The following is a 23,488-nucleotide window of genomic DNA, read 5'->3' on the forward strand; positions in this document are numbered from 1 at the left end:
TCAGGGAAGGTCCGGACTGGTCAAGTCCGGGCTTGAAGTTCGGTCTTAAGACAGGATGCCGGCGTCGCGCAAGGCATCTCGCACGGTGGCATGGCAATTTTCAGCCAGCGGCACCAGTGGCAAGCGTATGCCGGCAGGCATCAGGCCCATTTCGGCCATCGCCCATTTGACGGGCACGGGGTTGGGCTCGACAAACAACTTCTGGTGCAGAGGAAAAACCTTGTTATTGATGGCAATCGCCGTGGCGCGCTCGCCCGCCATGGCCGCGACGCACAGTTCGTGCATGGCGCGTGGCGCGACGTTGGCCGTCACGGAGATATTGCCGTGGCCGCCGCAGAACATCAGCGCCATGGCTGTCGGATCGTCGCCCGAGTACACGGCGAAGTCGGCTGAGACCAAACGCAGCAGGTCGATGCCACGGCCGATATTGCCGGTCGCATCTTTCACGCCGACGATATTCGGGATGGCGGACAGGCGCACGATGGTCTCGTTGCTCATGTCGGCAACCGTACGGCCCGGCACGTTGTACAGGATGACGGGAATGTCGACGGCGTCGGCGATGGCCTTGAAGTGCTGGTACATGCCTTCCTGGGTAGGACGGTTGTAATACGGCACCACTTGCAAGACAGCATCGGCGCCCGCTTCTTTCGCGTAGCGCGTCAGTTTGATGGCCTCGGCCGTGGAGTTGCCTCCGGCGCCGGCGATGATAGGAATGCGTCCCTTGGCATGTTCGACGGTCAACTGGATCAGTTCGCAGTGTTCTTCCACGCTGACTGTTGCCGATTCGCCCGTTGTGCCAACGATGACGATGCCGTCCGTACCCTCGGCGATATGCCAGTCGATCAGCTTGCGCAGACCTGGAAAGTCCAGACTGCCGTCTGCGTGCATCGGGGTGACGATTGCTACAATGCTGCCCTTGATCATAGTAAGTTTATAGCGCCGATAAATAAAACAACGATTGTAGCGGATAGCCCGCGCCTGTGGTGCATTCTGACATAGTATGGCCGCTCAAAACGTCGGCAGCAGCGCCGCCAACCGTGGAAAATCCGGCCGGACGGCGCAAATTCGTTGCACCAGAGCAGCTTTTGGCTGTTCCACGCGCCCATCCTCATACGCTACCACACGCAATCCCTGCTGCACCGCCCAGCTCAGCATTTCGCCTTCCTTCAGCAGGAATTTCGGATTCGACGGCTTGCCGAACTGCTCATTGCCCTCGGCAAACGTTTCATACAGCAGCACGCCATCGGGTGCCAGGCTGGCGACCATGGCGTCCAGCAGCGGCCGGTGCAGATAATTGGTGACGACGATGCCGGCAAAGCGGCCGGGCGCGAAAGGCCATACGGCGCCCGGCGCTTCCAGGTCCACCAGCGAGGTGGTGATGCCCGTGCCGGCCGCTTTTTCCAGCATTTCCGGATCATGGTCGAGCGCGATCACGGGGTGGCCCAGGCTCACCAGGTGGCGCGCGTGGCGGCCTGCGCCGCAGGCCAGGTCCAGCACTTCGCCGCCCGGGATCAGCGGCGCCCAGCGGCGCAGCCAGCCGGAAATCGCTTCGGTTTCTACTGTTGGTTCAATTGCTTGCATCGGTACTTCCATCAATTATTTGCGTATATCCAGTTGCTTGTATCACGTCAACAGGGCCGTCAGGGGCGTGACCAAGGTGACAAAAATGCCTATGACAAATTCGATTGCCGCCAGCAAGGCGCGGTTCAGTACGCCCGTGTACATCAGCAGCACCAGGGCACCGAACACATACAGGCTGTAGCGCTCGATGCTGGCGTAAGGGCGCGCCAGCTGCATCGGCAGCAAGCCTGTCATGATGCGTCCGCCATCAAGCGGCGGCACGGGAATCAGGTTAAAGACGAACATGGCCGCATTCACGCTGACGCCGGCGCCCGCCATCTTGCGGAAAAACATGCCCATTTCCGTCGGCGGCATAACGCTGAGCACAATAAAGGCGATCATCCAGCCCAGGCCCATGACGAAATTGGCGCCAGGCCCGGCAAACGCCACCCAGGCCATCTGTTTCTTCGGATTGCGCAGGCGGCTGAAATCGACGGGCACCGGCTTGGCATAGCCGAACGGCACGTCAATCGCCCAATACAGCATCAAGGGCAGCAAGATCGTGCCGAAAGGATCGATGTGACGGATGGGATTGAGGCTCAGCCTGCCCTCGTTCGAAGCCGTGGGGTCGCCGAAATAGCGGGCGGCGTAGCCATGCGCCGCCTCATGCAGGGAAATGGCAAACAGCACCGGCACCAGGTACACCGCAACGGTCTGGACTATCGTATTGAAATCGCTCATGACCGCGATTCTACCAGAGGCGCCACAGCCTCTTTCTTACGTTGTCATTAAGAACAGGTGAAGACCGGCGCGGCAATGGGCGCGCCCTGCCCCTCTACAAACCCAGCACGGCCGGGTCGCCGCGTCCCACGCGCACCACTTCCGCCTCCGGTCCCGTCAGGTCGATCACGGTGCTGGGGCCATGCGCGCAGACGCCGCCATCGATGATCAGGTCGACCAGTTTTTCCAGGCGTTCGCGGATGGTGTCGGCATCCGTCAGGCTCTCTTCGTCGCCAGGCAGGGTCAATGTCGCGCCCAGCAGGGGCTGGCCCAGCTCTTCCAGCAGGCATTGCACGATGCGGTGCTGCGGCACGCGCAGGCCGATGGTCTTGCGCGACGGGTGGCTGAGGCGGCGCGGCACTTCCTTCGTCGCTTCCAGGATGAAGGTATAGGCGCCCGGTGTGGCCGCCTTGAGCAGGCGGAACTGGCGGTTGTCGACGCGGGCATACACGCCCAGCTCGCTCAAGTCGCGGCACAGCAAGGTGAGATGGTGCTTTTCATCGATGCCACGGATGCGGCGCAGGCGCTCGACGGCGCCCTTGTCGTCGAGCTGGCATACGAGTGCATAGCAGGAATCCGTGGGCAGGGCCACGACGCCGCCGGACTGGATGATCTGCGCAGCCTGCTTGAGCAGGCGCAATTGCGGATTGTCGGGGTGAATCTGGAAAAATTGACTCATGTGTAAGCGTTCTGGCGAACCAGCTTGTTAAGTTAGCATTATTGTACGCCGCGCAGCGCGGCGATGCGTTGTTCGATCGGCGGATGGGTGGCGAACAACGCGCCCCAGCCGCCATTGCCGCCGCTGATGCCCAGCGCCTGCATCGATTGCGGCAGCTCGCCCGGCGGCACGCCGCCCAGGCGTGCCAGCGCATGCATCATCGGCGTGGGGCTGCCCAGCAGCTTGGCAGAACCGGCATCGGCGCGGAATTCGCGCTGGCGGGAGAACCAGGCAACGATGATGGAAGCGAGCAAGCCGAAGATCACTTCGCACACCATCACGGTGACGAAATAGCCGATGCCCCGTCCGCCGCCTTCGCGGTTGTTATTTTTCAGCAGCACATTGTCGACAAAGAAACCCACGACGCGCGCCATGAAGACGACAAAGGTATTCACCACGCCCTGGATCAGGGTCAAGGTCACCATGTCGCCATTCGCGACGTGGGCGATCTCGTGGCCCAGCACGGCTTCGACTTCATCGCGGTTCATGCTTTGCAACAAGCCGGTCGAGACAGCCACCAGCGCCGAATTTTTAAAAGCGCCCGTGGCGAACGCATTCGCGTCGCCTTCGTACACGGCCACCTCCGGCATGCCGATGCCGGCCCGCTCGGACAGCGCGCGCACGGTATTGACCAGCCACAATTCCGTCGACGACGTCGGGTTGTCGATCACGCGCGCGCCCGTGCTCCACTTGGCCATCGGTTTGCTGATCAACAGGGAAAAGATCGATCCCGTGAAGCCCACCACCAGCGAAAACACGAGCAGGCTACCCAGGTTCAAGGTACTGCCACGCGCCGGATTGCCCACGCCCAGCAAACTGAGCACGAGCGACAGCACCAGCATCACGGCCAGATTGGTTGCAATAAAAAGGACGATACGTTTCATGGGCGTTGGCTCCGGAAAACAGAATAGCTAAAAGATAAGTGTGCAGTCGCGACTTTTCAAGCCCGCGCAGGCCAGCCGCGCCCTAGAACCAGTCGTGCCAGATCGGGGTCACGTTGGCAGGTAAAGGCGGCAACTTGGCAAAATCCACGCGCGATTCGCCCGGCGCATGGAAATCCGTGCCGCGCGAAGCGAGGAAGCCGTAGGCGTTGGCCAGCTGCGCGTATTCGGGATACTGGTCCGGGCTATGGCTGCCCGTGACGACTTCGATGGCCACGCCGCCGAGTTGCTTGAATTCATCGAACAGCACGCCTTGCGCCATGTCGCTGAAGCGGTAGCGGCCCGGATGAGCGATGACGGCAACGCCGCCCGCGCCGCGTATCCAGCCCACCGCCTCGGCCAGGGTCGCCCAGCGGTGCTCGACATAACCGGGCTTGCCTTCCGACAGGTATTTCTTGAACACGTCGGGAATGTTCGCGCATTTCCCCATTTCCACGATGTAGCGGGCAAAGTGCGTGCGCGACATCAGGTCCGGGTTGCCGACGAATTTCAAGGCCCCTTCATAGGCGTCGGGAATACCGGCCAGATCGAGCTGGCGGGCGATTTCGCGGCCGCGCGCGTCGCGGCCGGAACGCGTCTGGTGCAGGCCCTGCACGAGACCGGGATTGTTTTCATCGACTTGCAAGCCCACGATGTGCACGGTTTCGCCGGCCCACGTGATGGAAATTTCCACGCCGGCCACGAAACGCATGCCCAGGTCCAGCGCGGCCGCGCGCGCGGCGGCAACACCGGACACCTCATCGTGGTCCGTCAGCGCCCACACATCGACGCCGGCCTTGCGTGCGTACGCAGCCACGGCGGCGGGCGCGAGCACGCCGTCGGAGATATTCGAATGACAATGCAGGTCGACTTTAAGCATGTGAAAACAATACCCTGCACGGGCTCAGCATGGAAGAAGTTTTCATTGTACGCTGCTTGTCAAATCGCGCTGCGGCGTTCCCGTCACACATCAGGCCAAAAAGGCTTCCACGAGCCGCGCCAGTGCCGCCGGCTGGTCATGATGCAGCATGTGGCCCGCATCGCGCATCATCTCGCAGCGCACATCCTTGATGCAGGCCAAGCGCCGGTCGATCTCGATGCGTGCCTGTTCCTTGGGCCCCATCCATTGCCACATATTCGTGTCATCGGCCTCCACCCACAGCACGGGCGCCGTGATGCGGCGCCAGCACGCCATCACTTCCTCCACCTGGTACAGGATGGGATTGACCCGCTTGTGCTGCGGGTCGCCCATGATGTCCCACTCGCCCGCCTCGTTCTGCGCCGACCAGTGCTCGGCCAGAAACGCCGCGCGCTCGTCCGGCAGGCGCGGGTTGGTCTTTTGCAGGCGTTCGGCCACGGCCTTTTGCGTGGGATAGCTGCGCATGGCGGGCGGCTCGCGCAATTCATCGAGCCACTTGGCGTAGCGGCCCGGCGCCTGCTCCGGTTTTGTTGCCATCATGCCGAAGCCTTCCAGGTTGATGAAGCGGCTGATGCGCTCGGGCCGCACGCCCGCGTACAGGCCGGCCACGTTGGCGCCCATGCTGTGGCCCAGCAGATTGACGGGTGCGTCCGGCGAGTAATGCAGCAGCATGGCGTCCAGGTCGGCCAGGTAGTCGGGGAACCAGTAGGTGTCCGATTGCGTGTAGTCGCTGAGGCCAAAGCCGCGCCAGTCGGGCGCGATCACGTGCCAGTCGCCGGCCAGCTCGTCGACGACGAACTGGAACGAGGCGGCCACGTCCATCCAGCCGTGCACCATGAACAGGATGGGCGCCCCTTCGCGGCCCCAGTGGCGTACGTGCGTACGGGCGCCGCGGATGTTGATGAATTCGGAACGGGAAAGTTTCATGGGTTTCATCGCATGCCTGCCTTGAAAGTGGCGCGAATGGCGCCACATGCTGTGTCTGTAGATAGTGCGGACATAAAAGTACGACCGTTCGATAATTATACCGGATTGGCGGTCGGCGCTCGGACTTGCCCTGCAACAGCGTAAAATAGCGCAAAACTTCCGCGTCCGGCCGCGCCCGGCGCTTCCACCACCGCCACAGGCTAACGATGACACTCTACCAATTGGGCGCCGATGCGCCGCAGATTGATGCTTCCGCTTTTGTTGCCGACACGGCCAACGTGATCGGCAAAGTGACCCTGGAAGCGAATACGTCCGTATGGTTTGGCGCCACGATTCGCGGCGACAACGAACGCATCACCGTGGGCGTCAACAGCAACGTGCAGGAAGGCGCCGTGCTGCACACGGACCCGGGCTACCCGCTCGACATCGGCCAGAACGTGACCATCGGCCACCAGGCAATGTTGCATGGCTGCACGATCGGCGATGGCGCCCTGATCGGCATCCAGGCCGTGATCCTGAATGGCGCGAAGATCGGCAAGAACTGCCTGGTCGGCGCGGGCGCGCTGGTCACGGAAGGCAAGGAATTTCCCGACAATATGCTGATCCTCGGCTCACCGGCGAAAGCCGTGCGGGCCCTGACGGCAGACGATATCACCAGGCTACAAGGCAACGCCGTGAACTATGTGCAGCGCGGCCAGCTATTTAATACGCAACTCAAGAAGATTGGATAAAAGAATGACGACTGAAATCACGGGCGCCGTCAGCGCAGCCGCTACCGGCCAGGATACCCTGCAAAAATTTATTTTCGACAACGCCGCCGTGCGCGGCCAGTTCATCGACGTGTCCCACACCTGGCAGGAAGTGGTGTCGCGCCACGCCTATCCGACGGCCGTGAAAAAAGTGCTGGGCGAAATGGTGGCAGCCGCCGCCCTGCTGTCGGCCAACCTGAAATTCAACGGCTCCATCATCATGCAAATCCATGGTGACGGCCCCGTGCGCCTGATGGTGGTCGAGTGCGACTCCGACCTGCGCCTGCGCGCCACGGCCAAGCTCGACCCGGACGCCATCATCGCCGACGTGGCCACCGTGCCGCAATTGCTCAACGCCACGGGCAAGGGCCGCTTCATCATCACCCTGGATCCGGCCGACAAGGTGCCGGGCCAGCAACCGTACCAGGGCATCGTGCCGCTGGACGGCGACGACATGGCGACCGTGATCGAAAACTACATGTTGCGCTCGGAACAGCTCGACACGCGCCTGTGGCTGGCCACGGACGACACCGTCTCGCGCGGCCTGCTGCTGCAAAAGCTGCCCCACCATGGCGGCAAGGCCGAAGCGACGCCCGTGTCGGAAGAAGACGCGCTCGACACGTGGAACCGCGCCGTGATGCTGGCCTCGACCCTGAAAGAGGCAGAAATCCTGTCGACGGACATCGAGACCCTGATGCAGCGCTTGTTCTGGGAAGAAACGATCCGCGTCTTCGACCCGCTGCACCCGAGCTTCCATTGCAGCTGCACGCGCGAAAAAGTGGGCAATATGCTCAAGATGCTGGGCGAGGAAGAAGTCAACAGCACCCTGGAAGAAGTGGGACAAGTGGGCGTGAACTGCGATTTCTGCGGCCAGCACTACGAGTTCGACAAGGTCGATTGCGCGCAGCTGTTCGTCACGGATGCGCCGGCAGAGGTGCTCATACCACCCGCAGCCAGCATCAACTAATTGTAATATTCTTCGCGCCGCCCTTGAGGTGGCGCTTTTGTTTCTGCTGTCATCTTCCCGTCATCAGTTCGTCATCAGCCCGTCACGCGCCGCCGTTACGCTGCGCAGCTTGTATTCCTCCCAATACTTTCCACAGGCTGATGATGAACACCCACTTGACGCTGGCCCTGCGCCGCCATTCCTTCCACGTGTTGCTGGGCGCTTGCGCCGCAGGCTTGAGTTTGCCTGCCCTGGCGCAAACGGCCGTCGCCGCCGCCGTGGCTTCGGCCACTACCGACATGGCCGCCGCCGCTGATGACGGCGCACCGATGGCCACCGTGGAGATTTCCTCGCGCAAGACGCGCTCTTCCGTCGCCCTGAGCAAGAATGAAATCCAGAAGATCCTGCCCGGCACGAATCCCCTGAAAGCCTTGCAGACCTTGCCGGGCGTCAGCTTCCAGACGGCCGACCCGTGGGGCAACAACGAACAGAACCTGTCACTGTTCGTGCATGGTTTTTCGGGCCAGCAACTGGGCTACACCATGGATGGCGTGCCGCTGGGTGACCAGCAGTACGGCAACTACAACGGCCTGTCGCCGCAGCGTGCCGTCATCAGCGAAAACGTGCGCAGCGTCGTGCTGTCGTCGGGTGCGGGCGACCTGGCCACGGCCTCGACCAGCAACCTGGGCGGCACCATCGAAACCTATTCCAGCGACCCGCTGGCCACGCAGGGCGCCAGCGTGCAGCAAACGGTGGGCAGCCACCGCACCTCGCGCACGTTTGCCCGCTACGACACGGGCGCCTTCGGCGACGGCAGCAGCGCCTACTTTTCCATCCTGCACCACGAGGCGCGCGCCTGGGACTTCGATGCGCGCCAGGGCGGCGACCAGTTCAATGCCAAGTACGTCAACCGCAGCGATGCGGGCAAGCTGACCCTGTTCTTCAATTACTCGGACAAGATCGAGCCGAACGAAGACAGCACCGTGCACGTGGCCGGCGAGACGAGCGCGCCGTACACGCGCCCCTTCCTGTATCCGGACTTCAAGGCGGCCCTCAATTACCTGTCGCCAACGGGCGCCACGCCCGCCGCCGACGGCAACAATTACCGCAATTACTACAGCGATGCGCAGCGCACCGATTACCTGGCCTACGCCAAGTTCGACGCCAACCTGTCCGAAGGCATGACGTGGTCGAACCAGGTGTATTACCACAAGGATGACGGCGCGGGTGTGGTGGCCGGCCCCATCGGCGTAGCCGGCTTGCCGGGCCTGTTCAGCGTGTACTACCCTAAACAGAATTTGAAGCAAGTCTTCGGCAACTCGGGCTACGCCGTGCGCACGACGGAATACGGCATCAAGCGCGGCGGCTTCATTTCCACACTTCGCAAGGAAATCGGCAATCACCAGCTGGAAGCGGGCCTGTGGCTGGAACAGAACCGCTCGTCCGCCTACCGCCGCTGGTATGCGCTGGACGTCAACAACCCGACGTCGCCGTACGACCGCCCGAGCAATCCCTTGATCACGCAATACGGCAGCGAGATCGACAACAAGGTGGTGCAGCTGCACTTGCAGGATGAATGGCGCATCCGCCCCGATATCGCCCTGCAAGCCGGCTTCAAGTCCAGCCTGCAGTTTGCCGATGGCCAATTCCCCGTGCAGCCGGCCAAGGGCGCCATCGCCGGCGGTTCGACGGCCTTGCCGGTCGGCACGATCAACACGAAAAAATGGTTCCTGCCGCAAGTGGGCGCGCGCTGGGACTTCACACCGCAAGACCAGCTGTATTTCAACATCCAGAAAAACATGCGCCAGTTCGTCACCTATGGCGGTGGCGGCGCCTCGCCATGGAGCTTGTCGAGCCAGGCCGCTTTTGATTTATTCAAGCGCGACGCCAAGCCGGAAACGGCCCTCACCTATGAAGTGGGCGTGCGCGGCAGCCATCCATTGAACCTGGGCGCCATCACTTCCATCGATGGGCAAGTCAACGTCTACCATGTCGACTTCAGCAACCGTTTGCTGCAGATCAGCCCAACCCCCGTGATTTCCTCCATCATAGGCGGCAACCCCGTGCTGGCCAACGTGGGCAGCGTGCGCACGGACGGCATCGATATCGCGGGTACTGTGCACTTCGGCAACAATTTCTCGTTCTACAATGCCCTGTCCTACAACCGCTCGCAGTACGCGGACAATTACAACAATGGCGCCGCGCTGGTACTGACGGCGGGCAAGAACGTGCCGGGCTCGCCGGAATGGCTGAACAAGTTCGTGGCCTCGGCAACGTTTGGCGATATCGAAGTGCAGCTGACGGGAGACTATGTGGGCAAGCGCTACGCGACGTACACCAACGATTTGTCCGTGCCCAGCTATTTCCTGATGGGCCTGGGCGTGTCGGGCAAGCTGCCGGCCATGGCCAGCTGGCTGAAAAACCCGCGCTGGAGAGTGAACGTCAGCAACCTGGCCAACCGCGAAGGCTCGCTGAACGTGGTCGTCGGCGCGGCCGACAAGACCTACAACACCTTCCCGATCGCCCCGCGCCAGGGCTTCCTCACCTTGACGGCGGACTTCTGATGCGTACGCCAATCTTGCCGCAACGGCATTTTTCGCGCCGCAGCTTCGTCCGGGTGGCCGCCGGCGGCCTGGCGCTGGCCGCCGCGCCCGGCTTTGCGGCCGGCCTGCTGGCCACGCCACCTGCCCGTCCGCTCGTGTTCGCCCACCGGGGCGCCAGCGCCCTGCGTCCCGAGCACACCTTGGCGTCGTACGCCAAGGCCATCCTCGACGGCGCCGACTACGTGGAGCCGGACCTGGTCGCCACGCGCGACGGCATCCTCGTGGCGCGCCACGAAAGCAACCTGATCGACACCACCGACGTGGCGCGCCGTCCCGAGTTCGCCAGCCGGCGCGGCAAGAAGATGGTCGATGGCGAATGGCATGAAGGCTGGTTCGTCGACGACTTCACCCTGGCCGAACTGAAAACCCTGCGCGCCATCGAACGGCTGCCGAAGGTACGCACCGGCAACACCCTGTACGATGGACAATTCCAGATCCCCACGTGGGAAGAAATCATCGATTTTGTTGCAGCGCAATCGGCCGCCAGCGGACGCATCATCGGCCTCGTGCCCGAGCTGAAAAGCTCGACCTACTTCCGCGATGCGGGCCTGGCGCTGGAAGACCGTTTCCTGTCGACCATGCTGGCGCACGAATACACGCGCCGCGCACCGATCGAAATCCAGTCCTTCGAAGTGGCAAATTTGAAATACTTGCGCGAGAAGCTGGGACGGCGCGCCAATGTGCGCCTGATGCAGCTGGTGGTGGGTGGCGATATCCGCCCCATGGACGTGGCCAAGGCGGGCGGCAAGCTGACGTTCGGGCAAATGACGACGCCGGCCGGCCTGCGCGACATCGCCGCCTACGCGGACGTGGTGGCGCCGCCCACGCGAGCAATCATCGCGTTGGGCGCCGACCAGCGCCTGGCCAAGCCCACTGCCATCGTCGACGATGCGCACCAGGCGGGCTTGTTGCTGCACACGTGGACCTTCCGTCCGGAAAACCGTTTCCTGGCGGCCGACTTCCGCGACGGCAACGGTGAAAACGCGCGCAACGAAGCGGGTTCCGTGGCGGAAATGCGGCGCTACATCGAGACGGGACTGGACGGCTTTTTCAGCGACGATCCGGGTTTGGGGCGCATCGCCGCCGGATAAACATTTCGTAACAAATTCTTTTTCAGGGCGTGGCCGGCGGCTACGCCCTTATTATTCGTTTCTTGAATTTCTGAAATTGGAATTTGGAATTAGACATATATCGCGAACTCCATTATTGTGCAATGCAACAACAGACCATTCATGGAGGGCATATGTCCACTTTTACCAACACCTACAGCAACGACAACGACAACTACTTCAGCAACCTGGGCCGTGCCACGCGCGCCTTCCTGGGCGCCCTGCTCGCTTCCAAGCCGTACAGCGACCTGGCCCAGAAGGAAGTCATCGGCAGCAGCGTCGCCAATGAAGAGCGCTATGTGCGCCCAAGCAAGCGCGACATCGCCCTGCTGAACTCGGAAGCGGCACGTTACGAAAACCTGATGCCGAATCTGGCTTCTGAGTTGCGCTTCCTCGCCTCGCGCGGCTAACTCAATACTGAAAGGATTTTTATATGATGATTCTCGAAACCGCACTGATCGCCGTAGCCGTCGTCGTTACCGGCATCCATTTCTACCTGATCTCGACCGGCAAGGCCCGTTTCTGATCAGCAAACAGCAAGACAGTCGTGCATAGCAGTAGAAAGTAAGAAGTACCAGGTAGCAATAAAGCTGTGATATGTCAGCCTGGCAATCGGTCCAGGCTGGCAAGTGGGAAGTACTCAGTGCGGCGCGGTAGCGTCCACCGGCGTTTCCTGCAGTGGCGGGGTTTGTCCCTTGCGCACGATCTGCACGAAAATCTCATTCTGTTTGACCATGCCCAGCTCATAGCGGGCACGCTCCTCGACGGCGCCCGTACCATCTTTCAGGTCGCGCACTTCGGATTCGAGCTTGGCGTTTCGCGCCTTCAATTCCACATTCTTTTTATTCGCCACCGCCACTTGGGCTTCCATGTCGGCAACGCGCAGCCAGCCGCCTTTACCCAGCCAGAGGGGAAATTGGATCAGCAGCAGCAGGGCTGCCAGGGCGAGCGTAATCAGGCGCATGGGGTAGTCGGTTAACAAACCGGCCGGATATCTCCGGCCGGCCAGTGGGTTTTACATCAGCTTACTTCAGATTATAGAACGCATCGCGGCCAGGGTAGCTGGCGATGTCGCCCAGGTCTTCCTCGATACGCAGCAGCTGGTTGTACTTGGCCATGCGGTCCGAACGCGACATCGAGCCGGTCTTGATCTGCAGGGCGTTCGTGGCAACGGCGATATCGGCGATGGTCGAGTCTTCCGTTTCGCCCGAGCGGTGCGAAATGACGGCCGTGTAGCCGGCGCGCTTGGCCATTTCGATGGCGGCGAAGGTTTCCGTCAGGGTACCGATCTGGTTGATCTTGATCAGGATCGAGTTGGCGATGCCTTTCGAGATGCCTTCTTTCAGGATCTTGGTGTTGGTGACATACAGGTCGTCGCCGACCAGTTGCACTTTCTTGCCCAGTTCCGCCGTCAGGATCGCCCAGCCGTCCCAGTCGCCTTCGTGCATCGCGTCTTCGATCGAGATGATCGGGTACTTGTCGCACCAGGTCGCCAGCAGGTTGGTGAACTCGGTGGCGGTCAGGCTCAGGCCTTCGCCTTCCATTTCGTACTTGCCGTTCTTGTAGAACTCGGACGCGGCGCAATCGAGGCCGATGGCGATCTGCGTGCCTGGCTCGTAGCCCGCTTCTTCGATGGCCTGGATGATCAGCTTGATGGCTTCTTCATGGTTGGCCAAGGATGGCGCGAAACCGCCTTCGTCGCCCACGTTGGTGTTCAGGCCCTTCTTGTGCAGGATCTTTTTCAGCGTGTGGAACACTTCCGCGCCGTAGCGGACGGCTTCCTTGAACGACGGGGCGCCCACGGGAATGATCATGAATTCCTGGATGTCCAGGTTGTTGTCGGCGTGTGCGCCGCCGTTGATGACGTTCATCATCGGCACTGGCATCTGCATGGCGCCCGAGCCGCCGAAATAGCGGTACAGCGGCAAGCCCGCTTCTTCGGCGGCAGCCTTGGCGACAGCCATGGAGACGGCCAGGATGGCGTTGGCGCCCAGGCGCGATTTGTTTTCCGTGCCGTCCAGGTCGATCAGGGTACGGTCCAGGAAAGCCTGTTCATTGGCGTCCAGGCCCATGATGGCTTCGGAGATTTCGGTATTGATGTTTTCGCATGCTTGCAACACGCCCTTGCCGAAGTAGCGCTTGGCATCGCCATCGCGCAATTCCACGGCTTCGCGCGAACCGGTCGAGGCACCCGACGGTACGGCCGCACGGCCCATCACGCCCGATTCCAGCAACACATCGCATTCGACGGTCGGGTTACCGCGCGAGTCCAGGATTTCGCGACCGATAATATCAACAATAGCACTCATGTCATTCTCCAAAGTTAAGCGTAACAGGGGGGCTGCACACTGCGTTCTGATGCGCAATTGCACAAAGGGGGCAAAGAAACTCCCGGCGGGAACCATCAGGCCGGGAGCTGTCTTACGGGTAATACTGTCGCGATCGACCGCGTTATTCCGCAGCGGCGTTGGCTTCTTTGTGCGCCAGCGCTGCCTTGATGAACGAGGTAAACAACGGATGGCCGGTGCGTGGCGTCGACTTGAACTCAGGATGGTATTGCACGCCCATATACCATGGGTGGGCATTTTCACCCGTGCGTGGCAATTCCATGATTTCGCACAAATCTTCGCTCGGCGTACGGGCCGAAACGATCAGGCCAGCCGCTTCGACACGGGCCAGGTAGTGATTATTGGCTTCGTAGCGATGACGGTGACGCTCGGTCACCACGCTGCCGTAGATCTCGGCGGCGAGGGTGCCCGGATTGACGGCGCAGGTCTGCGCGCCCAGGCGCATGGTACCGCCCAGGTCCGAGTTTTCATCGCGCAACTCGACTTTACCATCGTGGTTTTGCCACTCATTGATCAGTGCAACGACAGGTTGATCCGTATCAAGGTCGAACTCGGTCGAATTCGCGTTCGGCATGTCTGCCTTGTTGCGCGCGTATTCGATCAAGGCCACTTGCATGCCCAGGCAGATGCCCAGGTAAGGGATCTTGTTTTCACGGGCGAACTGGGCCGCCTTGATCTTGCCTTCCACGCCGCGCTTGCCGAAGCCGCCCGGTACCAGGATGGCATCGTACTTGCCCAGGTTGTCGCAACCGGTCGTTTCGATTTCTTCCGAATCGATGTACTCGATGTTGACGCGGCTTTCCGTGTGGATGCCGGCGTGGCGCAGCGCTTCGATCAGCGACTTGTACGACTCGGTCAGCTCGACATACTTACCGACCATGCCGACGGTCACTTCCGCCTTCGGGTGTTCCATCGTGTAGATCAGCTTGCTCCAGATCGACAGGTCGGCCGGTGCGGGATCGAGGTCCAGCGCGTCGCAGATGATCTTGTCGAGGCCCTGGTCGTGCAGCATTTGTGGCACTTTGTAGATGGTGTCGACGTCCCACACGGAAATGACGGCGTCTTCCTCGATGTTCGAGAACAGCGAGATTTTCGCGCGCTCGTCTTCCGGGATGGCGCGGTCGGCGCGGCACAGCAGCGCGTTTGGCAAGATGCCAATTTCGCGCAGCTTTTGCACCGAGTGCTGGGTCGGCTTGGTCTTCAGTTCACCGGCCGAGGCGATGTAAGGCACCAGGGTCAGGTGGACGAAGGCCGTGTTCTTGCGGCCGGCGCGCAGGCTCAGCTGACGCGCCGCTTCCAGGAATGGCAACGATTCGATATCGCCGACGGTGCCGCCGATTTCGCACAGGGCCACGTCGTAGCCTTCGGCGCCACGGCGGATGTAATCCTGGATTTCATTGGTGATATGCGGAATCACCTGCACGGTCTTGCCCAGATATTCGCCCCGGCGTTCCTTGCGGATCACCGATTCATAGATCTGGCCAGTGGTGAAGTTATTCACCTTTTTCATGCGGGTGGAGATGAAGCGCTCGTAGTGACCGAGGTCGAGGTCGGTTTCGGCCCCGTCGTCGGTGACGAATACTTCACCGTGTTGCATAGGGCTCATCGTGCCAGGATCGACGTTGATATATGGGTCGAGCTTGAGCATGGTGACTTTAAGGCCGCGCGATTCGAGGATCGCGGCGAGGGAGGCGGCGGCAATCCCTTTTCCAAGGGAAGACACAACGCCACCAGTGACGAAGACAAATTTGGTCATTGCAGATGGTGCCGAACGGCACGTGCGGGAAATTGAAATTATACACTAAAGCCCGCCTGCGTCGCCTCCCGCGCGCGGAAATTTGCGCCAAATACCGACTATCCCTCCCCCTCCTGCTGTCTACGCACAACAAAATTGCAAGCTAGCAATAACTGAAATATTTCCAATTCCATACTTTGTGTGGGAGAGCGAACAGACCCTGCCGCACCCTGGCGGCACACTGGCATTTTCAACAGGAGGTCCATCATGAGCTACGAAGAACGCGACGCCTACGGCATGTATGTCAACCGCGGCCACAAAGGTCCCGGCCCGGAACTGATGGGTGCCGACACCCTGATCGGCGACCATGTGCACAACGCCAAGGATGAACATCTGGGCGAAATTAAGGAAATCATGATCGACATGCGCAGCGGCAAAATCGCCTACGCCGTCATGTCGCACGGCGGTGTGTTCACCATCGGCGAAAAGCTGTTCGCCGTGCCGTGGGAAGCGCTGCTGCTCGACACCGTCAACAAGCGCTTCACCCTCAACGTCGACAAGGAACGCATCGAAAACGCGCCCGGCTTCGACACGGATAACTGGCCGAACATGGCGGACCAAGCCTGGGCGACGTCGATCCATAGCTATTATGGAACGACGCCGCGCGAGTATTAAGAGCTGGCCTCATTTGGGGTCAGACCCGCCGGGGGCATGCGGCCCAATGGACCGCATGCCGATTCCAAAGGAACTGACCCCAGCTTTAAACTAGAACCGGTACTCCAGCCCCGCCACATACGTCCTGCCCCGCGCCGTACTCATCGGCGTATTGTCGTTCGACTGCGACGGCATCGAGTTCAGCCGATTCAGCGCTTCCGAGTAATTCTTGTCCATCGCGTTCTGCACGGACAGGCGCAGGAACAGGTTTTTCGTCACTTGCCAGCTCGCATACAAATCGATCACGGCCGGGATCTTCGGATTGTCCACCTTTGTCACTTCCCCCGTCACCTCATCGGCTTCGTTGTCCGGCGACAGGCGGCGGTTCGATCCCGTGTGCTTGATGATGGCGCCGATTTCCATTTTATTGTTCAGCAAGCGCGTGCCCACATCGAGGTTGTAGTAGGTGCTGGGCAGTTCGCTGATGTCGGACGCGCCAAACCACGCGCTGGCGATCGAGGTGGGCTGGCTGGTCTTTTCACGCGTGTACGACAGCCGCGCAAAAGCCGGGCCCAGCTGATACTGGGCTTCCAGTTCCCAGCCGCGCGTGCGTACGGGCGTGGCCGAGTTGATGTAGATATACATATTGGTCACGTATTCGTCGACCGTCTCCCAGTCCGTGGCGATCACTTCCGACATATTGCACTTGCGCCCGTTATCACAGACGAGGAAGGATTGGCTGGTGATATAGCCGTCGATCTTGCTCTTGAAATACAAGGCCTTGAAGTTCAGCGCATCGTTCGCGCTCAGCAAACCGTGCAGGCTGGAATTGAAGCCCAGCTGATAGGTCGTCGCCTTCTCGCCCTTCAAAAACGGGTTCATCGAGGCCCCGCCATCGTTCGAGAAAAACACTTCCTGCGGATTCGGCCCGCGCATGGTGCGCTCGGCGCTGGCAAACGGCTGGAACCATGGCGTCACCTGCGCGGAAACGAGTAGCGAAGGATTGATCCCGTGTTCCTTCAGCGCAATATGCGCCGCCCCTTGCGGGAAGCATTTCACGCGCTCGTCGCAGGCCGGCTTGTAGCCCGTCAATTCGAAACGCGTGTAATTGAGCCCGGCATTGACTTGGTAGATACCGCGGTTGTATTGCAGGCCCGCATACAGGCTGTCGATCTTTTGCTTGCCGGCCGGGCCAAAGGTATTGTTTTCAATCGACTGCCGGTTGGCATCCGGATTGTCGGGATCGTCGACAAGGCTTTCCACGTGCTTGCTGTATTGATTGCGCATCAGCTTGCCGCCGATGGTCAGCAGCGCGTCGCCGCCCGCCAGCTTGAAGCTGCTCGTGTTGTTGATGTCAAAGGCATCGGCACGGTTGGCCGTGCTCGTGTTGACGAAATTGATCAAGGCTCCCGGCATGTATTTCTGCTTGCCGCGGCTGCTGCTGGCCGTCACATTCAGGTCGATCAATTCCGAAAACGGCGTGTAGTGATATTTCACATAGTAGTCATCGCTCCGGATATCGCGGCGCGTGAACGTATTGCGGTAATCGCGCGCCGACAGTTCCAGCGCATGGAAATCGCTCAGTTTGAGGTCCAGCTTGAGCAATTGCGACTTCGGCTTTTGTTGATAGAAACGGTTGTAGCCGAAGCCGAATTGCTCGCTATCCGTGCCCTTGCCATTCTTGTAGTTGTTGCCGATCACGCTCGCGCTCGTGGCCGCCATGAAACCGAGGCTGCCGCCATCGAAGGCGGGGTTTTTCATGGCCACGGCCAGCATGGCGCTGCGTCCCACGCCGTTATTGCCAGCGGACATTTTCGTGCGCGCGCCCACCTTCTCGCCCGCAAACACCACGTCATCGACGCCGATGGTGCGGAAGTTGGCGCTGCCGCCCAGCGCATTGACGCCGTCGCCACCGACGACATTACCGCGCGACACGTCCACGCCGATGATGAAATTCGGGTCGATCAGGGCGCCGAACTGGCTGCTGGGCACGCTACCATGCGCCACTTCCGACGGTGCGCTGCCATAGTAATTCTGCGTCACGCCATCGACCATGGTGTTAACCCTGCCAAAGCCGGACAGGCCGCGGATGTTGACGCTGACGGCGCCCTGCGCCGGATCGATCTGGGTAAACGTGCCCGGCATGCCGCGCAGTATCTGGTCGACCGGCTGCAAGCGCGTATCGGCGCCGCGCGCACTGACGGCGCCCGGTTTTTCCAGCGCCTGCTGTTCCGCCGACACAGCCTCGCCCGATACGTTCAGCGGTGAAAACACGACCTTGCCACTCTCTTGTGCCTGTTGCGCCCATCCCTGCTGCGCGAGCAAAGCCATGCAGATGCCTACGGCCTGCGTCATTGTCTTGATATGCATACACCCTCGATTTCTTATGTGATTGAAAAATTCAGCTGGTGCCGTGGCCGCTCTCGGCGTCGAGCTTGAACGACACGGGCAAGGTGACCGTCACCGTGCCCTGGTGCAGAACGTTGTCGGGCGGCGCCGGCAGCGGCTGCGCGCGCTGCAGCACTTGCAGCGCTTCGCGGTCGAGCAGCACCGTGCCCGATGAGGTGACCAGTTCGCTGGCCAGCAGCTTGCCGTCGCGGTCCACCTGGAAACGTACCCAGGCGGCGCCGGCCCGCTTGCGCTGGCGCGCGTCGCCCGGATAGCGCTTGAAATGGGCCAGATGGCCGAGCACGCGGCTTTGCCAGCTGGCGGGCGCGGCATTGGTCGACGGCGTATCGCTATCGAATGGCGCCGCCTGCGGACCGCGCACGGCGGCCGGCGCCGGCGTGGCGCTGCTGCTGGCTTGCGCGGGCACGGACGCTTCCTTCGCGGCATCCTTGCCCAGCTCCGTCGACGGACTGGTTTCCGCCTTCGCTTCTTTTTCCGCAGCGACGATCTCCGGCGCGACGGCGCGCGCCAGCACGGGAAGCGCCTCTTGCCTGGCCGTGCTCTTTTTGGGTTGGGCGGCACTGGACGCCGCCGAGTGGCGCGCCCCTGCCGCTGCCGCTTGCCGTGTTTCCGGCGACATCGCTTGCGCGGCAAACACCACCATCACGCTGGCGGGCGGCTGCGTGAGAGCGACGCTGACGGGCTGCCAGCCGGCCCACAGCAGCAGCGCCAGTGAGGCTGCCACCACCAATGACGTGGCAATGCCCCAGTTCAATATCGGACGCGGATTCACCCGCCCTCCCGGCCGACCAGGCCCACTTTCAGATAACCGGCCTGGCGCAGGGCATCCATCACGCCCAGCACGTCTTCATAGGCCGCTTGCTTGTCGGCCTGGAAAAACAAGGTGCGCTGGCGGTCGCCGCCCGTCTGCGCGTCGAGCAGGCTGCCCAATTGCTCGCGCGCCACGGGCGCCTCGCCCAGGTACACGCTGCGGTCGGCTTTCAGGGAAACGAACAGGGGCTTGTCGGGGCGCGGTTCCGGCTTGGCCGTGGCAGCCGGCAAGTCGATTTTCAGGTCGACGGTGGCCAGCGGCGAGACCACCATGAAGATGATCAACAGCACCAGCATCACATCAATGAAGGGCGTGACATTGATCTCGCTCAATTCCGGCATGTCGGCCGTATCGTCGTCCGGCGTAGGAAACAGGGAAGCCATGGCTCAGGCCTGCTGGCGCGCGTCGAGGTCGCGGCTCAGCATCAGCAGCACTTGCGCGGAAGCGGCGCGCAGCTGCGCCTTGTACTGGTTGATGCCCCGACTCAATACGTTATAGATGACGACGGCGGGAATCGCCGCCACCAAGCCCAGGGCGGTGGCCAGCAAGGCTTCCGCGATGCCGGGCGCGACAGTGGCCAAATTCGTGCTCTGGCTGACGGCGATGCCGATGAAACTGTTCATGATGCCCCACACGGTACCGAACAGGCCGACGAACGGCGCTACGGCGCCGATGCTGGCGAGCAGACCGATGCCTTGCGTCATGCTGCGTACCTGCTGCGCAATGAACTGTTCCTGGCGAAAGCCGGCCCGTTCCTTCAGGGCCGCCGCTGGCGCGCTGGCGTGCGATAAATTCAATTCCTGCTGCACGTCGTCGAGCAGCTGTTGCGCCAGCGAAGTGCTGCCCGCGCCCTCCACTTTGACGGCCGCGTCGGGCAAGGAAGTGGCCGTCTTCAGCACGGCGACGGCTTGCGCCGCTTCGCGCCGCGCTTGCAGCAAGCTGGCGCCCTTCACCAGCAAGACCACCCAGGTGGCCAGCGCGGCGACCAGCAAGCCGATGAGCACGCTTTTGACGACCTGGTCGGCAGCGAAAAACATGCCCAGCGGCGACATATCGTGCGGCAAGGCGGACGCTTGCGCGGTGGCATGCAACAGGGACAGCAATACGCCGCAGGTAGCGGCTTTGAGACAGGAGATACGCATGGAAGCTTCAACAGGTAACAGGCATGGCTGCGCCAACGGCGCGCACGCGCATGCAAAAAAATCGGACGAACTACCTAGCTGCTGCGAAGAAGCTTGCTGGGGGAGAATGCCGGGCTGAACGCCCGGCGGAGGTGCTAAGGCTTACTTGGCGCTGGCGACGGCGGGCGTAACAACCGGCGTGAACCAGACGAAATCGGCCTGCGGCGCCAGCACCGTCGCGCCCTGCTGCGCCAGGACCAGCACCAGCGGCGCGGGGCCGCCCGTCAAGTCCTGTACGTGCAGCGGCACGCCCAGGTCCTTGTGCGCGTGGTAGGCGCCGGCGATCAGCACGGCCGGCACGGGTGCGGCCAGCAGGCGCTCGGCCATGCGGCGGTCGCGCTGCTGCTGCACCGACAGCATGGCGGCCAGGCGCGGCTCGTCGATCTGGTTGTCATGCATGACGCGGATGATGTCTTTCAATTTGTCATGCACCTTGCCATCGTTGGCCAGGTTCGAATGCTTGCCCTGCACGGCCGGCTTGTCGATAAACATTTGCTTGATCTCGCTGCGGTCCAGGTTGGCCGACCAGACGGGATACGGCGCGCGCATCACTGTCATCACCAGGTCGCCATATTGCGCCCACTTCCAGTTCGGCTGCCAGGCCACCAGCTCGGCCACGTGTTCGGGGCGCACGACGGGGTCCGTCTGCAGCCATGGCTTGACCTTGTCCACCTTGGCTTGCTGGTCCGGGTTCAGCATTTCCAGCAGCACGCTGCCTTGCGGACGCTGGCCCTGCAACTGCTGCAACAGCCATTGCTCGATCTGGTGATGGCTGAGCTGGTCATGCTGCTCGCCCACGATGACACGCGGCGCGGCGGCCAGCTGGGCCAGCAATTGCTCGGCAGTCACGCGCTTGCCGCTGCGCAGGTCGACGATCTCGCCCAGCTGGCGCACGTCTTGCGCAGCGGCAGGCGCAACGGCGGTGGCGCCGGTGACGGGCGTGACGCTGCCGCAGGCGCTCAGGGCCAGCACGCAGGCGGGCAGGACGGCGGCGAGGGACAGGGGGAATCTCATGGGCATGGCCTTTCGGGTTGAAGCACGCATTGCAAAATAACTACTGGCGGGCATTTTAATAGAAATGATTCTCATTTACAACCACTGCGCGGCGCATCATGCGGAATTTTTTACAACTGGCAAAAATGGTGCTTCGGTGAAATCTCCAGGTGCGGGGTAGAATAAAAAAAACGGAGGACTTGCGTGAATCAAACTGACCAGTTGGCGGTACTGAAAAAACCGCTGCCAGACTCTCTTGCTGCCGTACTTTCCCTGATCTTTGCCGACCGCTTTTCCATGACGCAAGCCATGCGCGAACACCATGGACGCGACGAGTCGAGCTATCCCCCCATGCTGCCGGACGCCGTCATCTTCGCCCATTCCACCGAGGAAGTGGCGGCCGCCGTCAAGCTGTGCAGCGCGCACGACGTGCCCATCATCGCCTACGGCAGCGGCACCTCGCTCGAAGGCCACGTGCTGGCCCTGCATGGCGGCGTGACGATTGATCTGTCGCAAATGAATCAGATGGTCGCCGTGCATGGTGAAGACTTGACGGCCACCGTGCAGGCAGGCGTAACGCGCAAGCAGCTCAATGAAGAAATCCGCGACACTGGCCTGTTCTTCCCCATCGACCCGGGCGCCAATGCGTCTTTGGGCGGCATGGCGGCCACGCGCGCCTCGGGCACGAACGCCGTGCGCTATGGCACCATGCGCGAAAACGTACTGGCCCTGACCGTGGTGACGGCCGATGGCCGCATCATCAAGACGGGAACGAGGGCGAAAAAATCGTCGGCCGGCTACGACCTGACGCGCTTGTTCGTCGGCAGCGAAGGGACGTTGGGCATCATCACGGAAGTGACCGTGAAACTGTATCCGCTGCCGGAAGCGATCTCGGCGGCCGTGTGTTCGTTCCCCGGCACGGGCGAAGCCGTCAGCGCCGTGATCCAGACCATCCAGATGGGCATTCCTGTGGCGCGGGTCGAGTTTCTCGATGAAAATGGCGTGAAAGCCATCAATGCCTACGACAAGATGGCGCTGCCGCAAAAGCCGCTGTTGCTGTTTGAATTCCACGGCACGCCGGCCAGCGTAGCCGAGCAGGCGCAGCTGGTGCAAGCCATCACGGCCGAACACGGCGCCAGCGATTTCGAATGGGCCAGCCGGCCCGAAGACCGCTCGCGCCTGTGGGCCGCGCGCCACAATGCGTATTTCGCCCTGCTGCAGATGCGCCCCGGCAGCCGCGCCATTTCCACCGACTGCTGCGTGCCGATTTCGCGCCTGGCCGAATGCATCCTCGCCACCAAGGCCGATTGCGAAGCGCAGGGCCTCGTCTACGCCATCATCGGCCACGTGGGCGACGGCAATTTCCACGTGCAGATGCTGGTCAATCCCGACGACCCGGCCGACATCGCGCGCGCGGAAAAGGTCAACAGCGACATGGTCACGCGCGCCATCGGCATGGACGGCACGTGCACGGGCGAGCACGGCGTGGGCATGCACAAGATGGCTTTCCTGGTGGAAGAACATGGTGTAGGCGCCATCGACACCATGCGCGCCATCAAGCACGCGCTGGACCCGAAGAACATCATGAATCCGGGGAAGATCGTGCGCTGGTAATCAGGCCGTCAACTCCATGCGCATCGGCACGAAGGCGATGCCGCCCTCTTCCACCTTCGGCCCCGTGGCGACAAAGCCCAGGCTCGTGTACAGGGGCAAGGCATACAGCGAGGAGTTGACGGTAAAGGCCGTCACATCGCCCCTGGCCAGCGACGCATCGCGGGCTGCCTGCCACAAACGGCGCGCCATGCCGCGCCGGTGCAGGGCGCGCGGCACGAACATGTGGAACAGATGCGTGTTGTCGCGCATGGCCACGACGCCGGCCAGCTCGCCGCCGATATGCGCGAGCTGATACGCGTAGCGCGACTGTGACAGATAGCCTTCAATGGCGGGCTGGCGGCAGTGTTCAATGAACTTTTCCGCCCCCGCGCCATCCGGATGCAGGGTCAAAAAGGGCATCAGGTCGTCGATCAGGGCAACGATGGCGGGCGCGTCGGCGACGAGGGCGGGACGCAGTGTCGGTTCGGGTAATGTTGTCATTCTTAAATAATGCCATGCCCTCCTCCCCGCCT

Annotated in this window: 23 protein-coding genes; 7 read left to right on the top strand and 16 right to left on the bottom strand. The window is 61.8% G+C overall.

All coding sequences use genetic code 11. The annotated features are described in order from the left end of the window. Positions 1-45: 45 nt before the first annotated feature. The 7 genes from dapA to KO538_RS04530 all read right to left on the bottom strand — a co-directional run bounded on the left by dapA (position 46) and on the right by KO538_RS04530 (position 5,824). The gene (gene dapA / locus KO538_RS04500) at positions 46-924 is read right to left on the bottom strand and encodes a 4-hydroxy-tetrahydrodipicolinate synthase (protein ID WP_219327584.1); all 879 of its coding nucleotides are present in this window, start codon (positions 922-924) and stop codon (positions 46-48) included. Between the two features lie 84 nt (positions 925-1,008). After that, positions 1,009-1,581, bottom strand: coding sequence for a bifunctional 2-polyprenyl-6-hydroxyphenol methylase/3-demethylubiquinol 3-O-methyltransferase UbiG (locus KO538_RS04505; RefSeq protein WP_072455247.1), 573 nt, complete (start codon positions 1,579-1,581; stop codon positions 1,009-1,011). A gap of 42 nt (positions 1,582-1,623) precedes the next feature. Beyond that, on the bottom strand, positions 1,624-2,301 hold the full coding sequence (locus tag KO538_RS04510; RefSeq protein WP_219327585.1) for a site-2 protease family protein: 678 nt from the start codon (positions 2,299-2,301) through the stop codon (positions 1,624-1,626). A gap of 94 nt (positions 2,302-2,395) precedes the next feature. After that, positions 2,396-3,019, bottom strand: a complete 624-nt coding sequence (locus KO538_RS04515; protein WP_034750687.1) for an L-threonylcarbamoyladenylate synthase — start codon at positions 3,017-3,019, stop codon at positions 2,396-2,398. A 38-nt stretch (positions 3,020-3,057) separates the two neighbouring features. Continuing rightward, complete coding sequence (gene htpX / locus KO538_RS04520; protein ID WP_070303511.1) at positions 3,058-3,942, bottom strand: protease HtpX; 885 nt, start codon at positions 3,940-3,942, stop codon at positions 3,058-3,060. Between the two features lie 82 nt (positions 3,943-4,024). After that, complete coding sequence (locus KO538_RS04525; protein WP_034750693.1) at positions 4,025-4,858, bottom strand: 3',5'-nucleoside bisphosphate phosphatase; 834 nt, start codon at positions 4,856-4,858, stop codon at positions 4,025-4,027. Between the two features lie 90 nt (positions 4,859-4,948). After that, on the bottom strand, positions 4,949-5,824 hold the full coding sequence (locus tag KO538_RS04530; protein WP_072455710.1) for an alpha/beta fold hydrolase: 876 nt from the start codon (positions 5,822-5,824) through the stop codon (positions 4,949-4,951). Positions 5,825-6,030: 206 nt separating this feature from the next. On the opposite strand from KO538_RS04530, the gene KO538_RS04535 reads away from it, so the two are divergent. The 5 genes from KO538_RS04535 to KO538_RS04555 all read left to right on the top strand — a co-directional run bounded on the left by KO538_RS04535 (position 6,031) and on the right by KO538_RS04555 (position 11,641). Continuing rightward, a complete protein-coding gene (locus KO538_RS04535; RefSeq protein WP_219327586.1) occupies positions 6,031-6,555 on the top strand; it encodes a gamma carbonic anhydrase family protein in 525 nt (174 codons plus the stop codon). Between the two features lie 4 nt (positions 6,556-6,559). Further along, positions 6,560-7,540 carry an Hsp33 family molecular chaperone HslO gene (hslO, locus tag KO538_RS04540; protein WP_051991090.1) on the top strand — a complete coding sequence of 327 codons (981 nt, stop codon included), beginning with the start codon at positions 6,560-6,562 and terminating at the stop codon, positions 7,538-7,540. A 140-nt stretch (positions 7,541-7,680) separates the two neighbouring features. Then, positions 7,681-10,083, top strand: coding sequence for a TonB-dependent receptor (locus KO538_RS04545; RefSeq protein WP_235194202.1), 2,403 nt, complete (start codon positions 7,681-7,683; stop codon positions 10,081-10,083). Beyond that, the gene (locus KO538_RS04550) at positions 10,083-11,213 is read left to right on the top strand and encodes a glycerophosphodiester phosphodiesterase (RefSeq protein ID WP_034750701.1); all 1,131 of its coding nucleotides are present in this window, start codon (positions 10,083-10,085) and stop codon (positions 11,211-11,213) included. The genes KO538_RS04545 and KO538_RS04550 overlap by 1 nt, the downstream gene beginning before the upstream one ends. A gap of 152 nt (positions 11,214-11,365) precedes the next feature. Continuing rightward, on the top strand, positions 11,366-11,641 hold the full coding sequence (locus tag KO538_RS04555; RefSeq protein ID WP_034750703.1) for a hypothetical protein: 276 nt from the start codon (positions 11,366-11,368) through the stop codon (positions 11,639-11,641). Positions 11,642-11,871: 230 nt separating this feature from the next. On the opposite strand, the gene ftsB is transcribed toward KO538_RS04555, so the two are convergent. From ftsB to KO538_RS04570, 3 genes are all read right to left on the bottom strand, one after another. Next, positions 11,872-12,195, bottom strand: coding sequence for a cell division protein FtsB (gene ftsB, locus KO538_RS04560; protein ID WP_219327587.1), 324 nt, complete (start codon positions 12,193-12,195; stop codon positions 11,872-11,874). A gap of 61 nt (positions 12,196-12,256) precedes the next feature. Further along, complete coding sequence (eno, locus tag KO538_RS04565; protein WP_034750709.1) at positions 12,257-13,540, bottom strand: phosphopyruvate hydratase; 1,284 nt, start codon at positions 13,538-13,540, stop codon at positions 12,257-12,259. A gap of 142 nt (positions 13,541-13,682) precedes the next feature. Continuing rightward, positions 13,683-15,335 (bottom strand): CTP synthase, encoded by a 1,653-nt coding sequence (locus KO538_RS04570; protein ID WP_034750711.1) that lies wholly within the window; start codon positions 15,333-15,335, stop codon positions 13,683-13,685. 246 nt (positions 15,336-15,581) lie between these two features. Here KO538_RS04570 and KO538_RS04575 point away from each other — a divergent pair, with 246 nt between their 5' ends. Next, complete coding sequence (locus KO538_RS04575; RefSeq protein ID WP_034750714.1) at positions 15,582-15,989, top strand: PRC-barrel domain-containing protein; 408 nt, start codon at positions 15,582-15,584, stop codon at positions 15,987-15,989. Between the two features lie 90 nt (positions 15,990-16,079). On the opposite strand, the gene KO538_RS04580 is transcribed toward KO538_RS04575, so the two are convergent. From KO538_RS04580 to KO538_RS04600, 5 genes are all read right to left on the bottom strand, one after another. Continuing rightward, positions 16,080-18,338, bottom strand: a complete 2,259-nt coding sequence (locus KO538_RS04580) for a TonB-dependent receptor domain-containing protein (RefSeq protein WP_034750718.1) — start codon at positions 18,336-18,338, stop codon at positions 16,080-16,082. Positions 18,339-18,369: 31 nt separating this feature from the next. Next, positions 18,370-19,149, bottom strand: a complete 780-nt coding sequence (locus KO538_RS04585) for a TonB family protein (protein WP_219327588.1) — start codon at positions 19,147-19,149, stop codon at positions 18,370-18,372. Continuing rightward, positions 19,146-19,571 (bottom strand): TonB system transport protein ExbD, encoded by a 426-nt coding sequence (exbD, locus tag KO538_RS04590; RefSeq protein ID WP_219327589.1) that lies wholly within the window; start codon positions 19,569-19,571, stop codon positions 19,146-19,148. Before exbD ends, KO538_RS04585 begins: the two co-directional genes overlap by 4 nt. A gap of 3 nt (positions 19,572-19,574) precedes the next feature. Further along, positions 19,575-20,330: a tonB-system energizer ExbB gene (gene exbB / locus KO538_RS04595; protein ID WP_219327590.1), complete on the bottom strand. Its 756-nt coding sequence runs from the start codon at positions 20,328-20,330 to the stop codon at positions 19,575-19,577. A gap of 141 nt (positions 20,331-20,471) precedes the next feature. Then, the gene (locus tag KO538_RS04600; RefSeq protein ID WP_219327591.1) at positions 20,472-21,383 is read right to left on the bottom strand and encodes a ChaN family lipoprotein; all 912 of its coding nucleotides are present in this window, start codon (positions 21,381-21,383) and stop codon (positions 20,472-20,474) included. A gap of 183 nt (positions 21,384-21,566) precedes the next feature. Between KO538_RS04600 and KO538_RS04605 the strand changes: the two genes are divergently transcribed. Further along, a complete protein-coding gene (locus tag KO538_RS04605; protein ID WP_219327592.1) occupies positions 21,567-22,976 on the top strand; it encodes an FAD-linked oxidase C-terminal domain-containing protein in 1,410 nt (469 codons plus the stop codon). Here KO538_RS04605 and KO538_RS04610 read toward each other — a convergent pair whose 3' ends face one another. Continuing rightward, on the bottom strand, positions 22,977-23,456 hold the full coding sequence (locus tag KO538_RS04610) for a GNAT family N-acetyltransferase (RefSeq protein ID WP_257620154.1): 480 nt from the start codon (positions 23,454-23,456) through the stop codon (positions 22,977-22,979). Positions 23,457-23,488: the final 32 nt, after the last annotated feature.

It is taken from the genome of Janthinobacterium sp. NKUCC08_JDC, from assembly GCF_019345575.1.
Lineage (GTDB): Bacteria > Pseudomonadota > Gammaproteobacteria > Burkholderiales > Burkholderiaceae_D > Janthinobacterium > Janthinobacterium aestuarii.

Excerpts from the sequence above, each read along its gene's own strand:
- dapA (WP_219327584.1), bottom strand. The coding sequence starts at position 924 with ATGATCAAGGGCAGCATTGTAGCAATCGTCACCCCGATGCACGCAGAC.
- KO538_RS04505 (WP_072455247.1), bottom strand. The coding sequence starts at position 1,581 with ATGCAAGCAATTGAACCAACAGTAGAAACCGAAGCGATTTCCGGCTGG.
- KO538_RS04510 (WP_219327585.1), bottom strand. The coding sequence starts at position 2,301 with ATGAGCGATTTCAATACGATAGTCCAGACCGTTGCGGTGTACCTGGTG.
- KO538_RS04515 (WP_034750687.1), bottom strand. The coding sequence starts at position 3,019 with ATGAGTCAATTTTTCCAGATTCACCCCGACAATCCGCAATTGCGCCTG.
- htpX (WP_070303511.1), bottom strand. The coding sequence starts at position 3,942 with ATGAAACGTATCGTCCTTTTTATTGCAACCAATCTGGCCGTGATGCTG.
- KO538_RS04525 (WP_034750693.1), bottom strand. The coding sequence starts at position 4,858 with ATGCTTAAAGTCGACCTGCATTGTCATTCGAATATCTCCGACGGCGTG.
- KO538_RS04530 (WP_072455710.1), bottom strand. The coding sequence starts at position 5,824 with ATGAAACTTTCCCGTTCCGAATTCATCAACATCCGCGGCGCCCGTACG.
- KO538_RS04535 (WP_219327586.1), top strand. The coding sequence starts at position 6,031 with ATGACACTCTACCAATTGGGCGCCGATGCGCCGCAGATTGATGCTTCC.
- hslO (WP_051991090.1), top strand. The coding sequence starts at position 6,560 with ATGACGACTGAAATCACGGGCGCCGTCAGCGCAGCCGCTACCGGCCAG.
- KO538_RS04545 (WP_235194202.1), top strand. The coding sequence starts at position 7,681 with ATGATGAACACCCACTTGACGCTGGCCCTGCGCCGCCATTCCTTCCAC.
- KO538_RS04550 (WP_034750701.1), top strand. The coding sequence starts at position 10,083 with ATGCGTACGCCAATCTTGCCGCAACGGCATTTTTCGCGCCGCAGCTTC.
- KO538_RS04555 (WP_034750703.1), top strand. The coding sequence starts at position 11,366 with ATGTCCACTTTTACCAACACCTACAGCAACGACAACGACAACTACTTC.
- ftsB (WP_219327587.1), bottom strand. The coding sequence starts at position 12,195 with ATGCGCCTGATTACGCTCGCCCTGGCAGCCCTGCTGCTGCTGATCCAA.
- eno (WP_034750709.1), bottom strand. The coding sequence starts at position 13,540 with ATGAGTGCTATTGTTGATATTATCGGTCGCGAAATCCTGGACTCGCGC.
- KO538_RS04570 (WP_034750711.1), bottom strand. The coding sequence starts at position 15,335 with ATGACCAAATTTGTCTTCGTCACTGGTGGCGTTGTGTCTTCCCTTGGA.
- KO538_RS04575 (WP_034750714.1), top strand. The coding sequence starts at position 15,582 with ATGAGCTACGAAGAACGCGACGCCTACGGCATGTATGTCAACCGCGGC.
- KO538_RS04580 (WP_034750718.1), bottom strand. The coding sequence starts at position 18,338 with ATGCATATCAAGACAATGACGCAGGCCGTAGGCATCTGCATGGCTTTG.
- exbD (WP_219327589.1), bottom strand. The coding sequence starts at position 19,571 with ATGGCTTCCCTGTTTCCTACGCCGGACGACGATACGGCCGACATGCCG.
- exbB (WP_219327590.1), bottom strand. The coding sequence starts at position 20,330 with ATGCGTATCTCCTGTCTCAAAGCCGCTACCTGCGGCGTATTGCTGTCC.
- KO538_RS04600 (WP_219327591.1), bottom strand. The coding sequence starts at position 21,383 with ATGAGATTCCCCCTGTCCCTCGCCGCCGTCCTGCCCGCCTGCGTGCTG.
- KO538_RS04610 (WP_257620154.1), bottom strand. The coding sequence starts at position 23,456 with ATGACAACATTACCCGAACCGACACTGCGTCCCGCCCTCGTCGCCGAC.